Origin of the sequence: Streptomyces thermovulgaris, assembly GCF_002155915.1 — a bacterium.
Taxonomy (GTDB): Bacteria; Actinomycetota; Actinomycetes; order Streptomycetales; family Streptomycetaceae; genus Streptomyces; species Streptomyces thermovulgaris.
In genome coordinates this window covers 1-4,664 of the sequence record NZ_MUME01000379.1, presented here as the reverse complement: position 1 = coordinate 4,664, position 4,664 = coordinate 1, and the positions used below count along the sequence as shown (strand labels likewise).

Genomic DNA, 4,664 nt, shown 5'->3' with positions numbered 1-4,664 from the left:
CGGCTCCGACGCCGTGATCACACCAGCCACACCATGATCATCTCACCTGCGACCAGCAGTTACGGGACAGCCCTTAGACAACGTAGGGAGCCCCGTGGGGCTTGTTCGCTTTCACGTTACGGACCGGGACGTCGGTCGTGCGCCGGATCACCCGGATCTGGCCGTCCAGCTCGACGCTGATCGTGGAGTCCGAGACATGCACGGTCACGGTCTGGCCTGCGTAGGGGCGGCCGAGGGACACGACCTGCCGGCAGACCATGACGGTGCCGACCGCGCTGACCCGCCGCTGCACCCGCACGGGCTCAACACCAGGACGCGGCGGCGGTCCGGCCGGCCGCAGGCCCCGCAGCCTGCGGACTTCCTCGCTGGTCAGCGGGCTGGGCCGCACCCGCAGCAGTTCCCGCGAGGACGGATCGAAGAATGACAGTGTCTCGTCGTCGATGCGGATACCCACCTGGCGGCCGCCGAGTATCTCCGCCGCCAGAACCTGGTGCCCGCCCAGGCCCACCAGGCCGCTGTTGTTCACGACCCGGTCCACCTCGAACGCCGCCCCGTCACCGACGGGAAGCGGGGCCGGTCTGGCCGGACGTCCGCCCCGGGCCACCAGCCGTCCCAGATCCGCCACCGACAAGTGTGACCGCACGGTCTTGATCCGCGTCCCGGCGATCAGCAGATGGATCACTTGCGTGTCGGCCCTGAAGGTCACCGTCAGCCCTGAGCGGGCCGGACCCAGCCAGAACTGCTTGCCCGCGACCTGCAGATTCCCACTCGCAGGCACCACCCGCTCGAACTCCACCGGCCCGCCGGGCTCCACCGGCACCTCTGCCGGGACCACTTCAGGCAGGGCGGCAGGAACATCGGAGACTTCGGTCCGATCCGGCTCCGGGTCCTCTGGGGGTGTCCGCTGCTGCGGCACCAGCGCCAGCACTCCGGGGATCTTCAGGCCCAGGACGTTCCGCTCCTGCTCGGCAACCGGGGCGAACCGATCGCCCGGAGACTGCATGTCCAGCGCCTGATGCGGCCGCGAGGAGTTGTATTCCTCCACCCACGCCTCCAGTGCCGCCTGAGCCTGCTCGATGCTCTCGAACGCGCCGCAGTCGTCGAGGAGTTCGCGTCGCAGCGTCTGATGGAACCGCTCGACCTTGCCCGTCGTGGTCGGCGACGCCGGCTGGGTGAGGCGGTGCGCGATCCCGTTCTCCCGGCAGATCCGGTCGAACAACACCTCACCGCCCTGCCCGAACCGGTCGGTGAACTGCTTGCCGTTGTCGGTCAGCACCTCCTCCGGCACCCCAAACGCCTGCAAGGCCCGGGCGAAGGCCACGCAGACCGCCCGCCCGGTCGCCCGCTCGACCACCGACGCGATCACGCAGTACCGGGAATGGTCGTCCACCCCGGTCACGATCTTCGCCTCGGTCAGCTCACCCGTCACCGGGTCGACCAGCGTCACGCCGCCGACGATGTCCATCTGCCACAGCTGCATCGGACGGTCCCGCTGCCAGCGCTTGTAATCCGACCGCTTCCGGCGCCGCACTCCCGGCTCCACCAGCCCGTGACGGACCAGGATCCGATACACGGTCATCCGTGACGGCACCGGGCTCACTGCCCCGGACCGCTCAAGCACATGGGCGATCCGCCGCGGACCCCACTTCGGATGCTTGCGCCGCAACTCGCACACCGCAGCCTCCACCTCGGCAGAGGCCTGATGCGGACACGACGCCGGCCTGCGGGAACGGTCCGCCAACCCGGCCAGACCGAAGGCCTCATACCGGGACTTCCAGCCGCTGACCGTCTGCCGCGACACCCCCAACGACGCGGCGACCTCCGTCACCGTCGCACCCGCCAACACCGCAAGCACAGCCCGGTATCTCTGCTCCACAACCGACAACTCCACCAGCGCCAATCCCGGCCTCCCCACACACGCCGCAACGACGCGCACAGAAAAGCCGAACACGGCCACTGTCAACCATCAGCTGGGACCGAACTGTCAAGCATCTACCGGGATCGGACAGCTCGGCCCGTGGGTGAGCTGTTCAGAGTTTCTTTACTGGTTTTACTGGTTCAAGGCGGCCCGCTGACGCGGCCCGCGCGCTCCGGCCCTGCGGGGCCGCCGCCCGCTCCTGTCTCCGCCCCGCTTGCCGTCGGCCCCGCCGGTCCGGGCGCGCAACAGCCAGCACAGCAAGCCACCTGGGGCGCTGCCCCAGACCCCGGCCCTCCCTCCGAGGGGCAGGGGGCCGACTTACGCGTGCGGCTTCGTCGTGGTGAGTGGTCGCGGGTCGCGGGTGGGGTCCCTCGCCGCCCGGTCACCGGAGGCGTACCAGGAACCCCCGGGGGCCGCCAAGGCCGAGCGCAAGCGTCACGGGGTGAGCCTTGGCGGCCCCCGGGGAACCCTGGTCCGGCGAAGCTGCCCGACCGACGAGGGACCCCACCCGCTCAGGCCCCGGTCCTGCCGGGGCCCGGCCCGCCGCGTGGTGGGGCACCTTTGGGGGCGGGTGCCTGTCGGATCACCCCGGTTGATGTGCCGGCCGGGCGTACCGTGGAGTGGGAGGTGGTGAGTTGATGACCACGGAGCTGGCCGACAACGTCCGCAAGTACCGGCGTCGCGCGGGGATGAGCCAGGAGGAACTGGCCCACGCCGCAGGCGTATCGCCGGGCACCGTGCGCAAGGCCGAGCAGGGCGGCACCATCCGCATGGAGACCTTGCACACGCTTGCCCGCGCGCTGGGGGTGACCACGGCCGCGCTGATGGCCTCGGATGCACCGGAGCCAGTGGGGCGAGCCGAGGAGCCGAACCGGGTCAACCTGATCCAGCTCCGCGCCGCCCTCACCCCGGCCGTCGGGCTCGTGGACCAGGACGCCGAAGCCGTGGCCGAGGAACCGAACCTGCGCACCTTCCGGCGGATGCTGCAAGACGCACGGGTGTTGTACTTCTCCGACAGCTACAAGAGCGTCGCGGCTCAACTGCCGGGCCTGCTGCGCGATGCCGCACAGGCCGTCGCCTACTACGACAGCGGGGACGAGCACCGGCAGGCCCTGCTGGCACGCGCCGAGGCGCTGCGTCTGGCCGGCACCTACCTCACCCAGGTACGGCAGTACGACATCGCGTATGCCGCCGTGCGCGGCGCCATCATGGACGCCCGTCAGGCCGGAGACATGCTTGCGGCGGGCTCCGGTGTCGGCTGCATGTGCTGGCTGCTGGTGAGGCAGGGAAGGTTGGACGAGGCGGAACAGGTCGCCGCCCAGAGCATGGACGCGGTGGAGCCGAAGATCACCGGGGCTGAGCCGGACCACTACGCGGTGTGGGGCGGCCTGGCGATGGAGGCCGCCGCCGCAGCCGCGAGGAACAACCGTCCCGACGAGGCGAAGGAGTACCGTCAAGCCGCCCGGGTCGCGGCAACCGCTGTCGGCACGGCGCATCGCAACGTCTCCCGGCACTGGTCCGTCTTCGGGCCGGTCACCGCCGCGGTCAAGGCGCTCGAAGACGACATGGTCGTCGGCGACTCCCGCGCGGTGGTTCGCAAGGCCAGCGAGCAGGAGGAGTTGTCGCCCAAGGCGTGGAAGCGCTTGGGCAGGCCCAGCACCAACGACGGGAACCGTTTCACCCTCGATGTGGCGCGCGCCCACACCCGGACCGGCGACCTGTCCGCCGCCATGGACGAGTTGACCCGTGCCAGGGAAGCCGCCCCGCAGTGGCTGCGGCACCAGAACGGGGCCGCCGAGACCATGCAGGAGATCCTCGGCAAGCGCAAGCGCACCCTCACCACGGAGATGCGCGAAATGGCCGACTACCTGGGCGTTGTCGGGTAGCTGCCACGCAGCGTGGCAGTTCGTGAACCTAGAGTCGCGAACTGCCATGACTCCCATCTGGGGTGACGATCAGTCAGTGCCTACGGTCAGTGTGTCCACAACCAGTGACCCAGGCCGGGGGTGCCCAGTGAGCCAGCCCAGGAGCGATGCCGACCGTATGCGTCGCAGAGAGCTGTACGACGCCGCGTCGGGCGGGGGAGGTCCCCGCTTACTGCCGTGGACCAGCCCGGAGGGGAAGCCCTGCTACCTGAGCAGCGACGGCCGGGGTTACCTCTCCACCCTCGCCGACAGCATCGAGACGGTACAGCTCAGCATGGGCCAGGAACTGTTGGAGTACGCCCGCGACGCCACGGCGCCCGGCGCGAAGGCCCTGTCGGCGAGCGAATACCGCTGGTTGGCCTGCCGGTTGGCGGAAGCCCTGGCGGACGCGCTCAGGGTCGCGGACTCGCGCGGACAGCGCATCCCGGATCAGGAAGAGGCGGCCGAGGATGCCTGACTCTTCAAACGCCGGCGCACCAGTACGCAACTCCGCTCGGGGGCGCTTCCGCTTCCGCGAGTACCACGTGACCACCGTCCCCGACCCTGTGGCGCTGCCAGCGTTCGAGGCGGTCTGCGTCACCGGGGAAGAGCACAACTGCGGCGCCACGTCAGGCACGCTGCACAACTCGGACGAGCTGACCCGTTGGATCGCCGGACACTGCGCCCAGAGCGGCCACGAGCTCTACGAGCAGACCGTCCACGCTCTCGTCCGTGCCGAGCGTGGCGCGTGGCAGTAGAGTCCCCCTGCGCCGACACCACGCCAGCGGCAACGCGACCGCGCAGCCCAAGCCGGTGACGGCAGTAAGGGCTGTCCCGTAACT

At 70.1% G+C, this 4,664-nt stretch carries 4 protein-coding genes; 3 read left to right on the top strand and 1 reads right to left on the bottom strand.

Going from position 1 to position 4,664, the window contains the following annotated elements:
* Window positions 1-73: 73 nt before the first annotated feature.
* Complete coding sequence (locus CCN35_RS24600) at window positions 74-1,885, bottom strand: IS481 family transposase (RefSeq protein ID WP_425444321.1); 1,812 nt, start codon at window positions 1,883-1,885, stop codon at window positions 74-76.
* A 671-nt stretch (window positions 1,886-2,556) separates the two neighbouring features.
* On the opposite strand from CCN35_RS24600, the gene CCN35_RS24595 reads away from it, so the two are divergent.
* From CCN35_RS24595 to CCN35_RS24585, 3 genes are all read left to right on the top strand, one after another.
* Window positions 2,557-3,804: a helix-turn-helix domain-containing protein gene (locus tag CCN35_RS24595; protein WP_067400572.1), complete on the top strand. Its 1,248-nt coding sequence runs from the start codon at window positions 2,557-2,559 to the stop codon at window positions 3,802-3,804.
* 157 nt (window positions 3,805-3,961) lie between these two features.
* The gene (locus CCN35_RS24590) at window positions 3,962-4,300 is read left to right on the top strand and encodes a hypothetical protein (RefSeq protein WP_067400575.1); all 339 of its coding nucleotides are present in this window, start codon (window positions 3,962-3,964) and stop codon (window positions 4,298-4,300) included.
* On the top strand, window positions 4,293-4,580 hold the full coding sequence (locus CCN35_RS24585; protein WP_067400578.1) for a DUF7848 domain-containing protein: 288 nt from the start codon (window positions 4,293-4,295) through the stop codon (window positions 4,578-4,580). The genes CCN35_RS24590 and CCN35_RS24585 overlap by 8 nt, the downstream gene beginning before the upstream one ends.
* Window positions 4,581-4,664 lie beyond the last annotated feature (84 nt).